Genomic DNA, 270 nt, shown 5'->3' with positions numbered 1-270 from the left:
GCGGTGGAGGCGGCGCCAGCAGCGCGAGCGGGCTCGTCACCTCGCGCAGGGTCTTGAGCGCGACGCGGGTGTAGACGGCGGTGGTGTCGAGCTTCCGGTGCCCGAGCAGAACCTGGATCACCCGAATATCGGTCTTCCGCTCCAGCAGATGGGTGGCGAAGCTGTGCCGCAGCGTGTGCATCGAGACCCGCTTGTCGAGCTTGGCGGCCTCGGCTGCGGCATGGCAGGCCCGGTTGAGCTGGCGCGTCGTGATCGGCTGGCCCGGCTGCT

Annotated in this window: 1 protein-coding gene; it reads right to left on the bottom strand. The window is 70.0% G+C overall.

Features of this window, described 5'->3' with window-relative positions; genetic code table 11:
- A partial coding sequence (locus AX750_RS20195; RefSeq protein ID WP_156462471.1) for a tyrosine-type recombinase/integrase occupies positions 1-270 on the bottom strand: 270 nt, incomplete at both ends.

It is taken from the genome of Methylobacterium sp. CCH7-A2 (genome assembly GCF_001557075.1).
Lineage (GTDB): Bacteria > Pseudomonadota > Alphaproteobacteria > Rhizobiales > Beijerinckiaceae > Allobosea > Allobosea massiliensis.
This window is presented reverse-complemented; position numbering and strand designations above follow the sequence as displayed.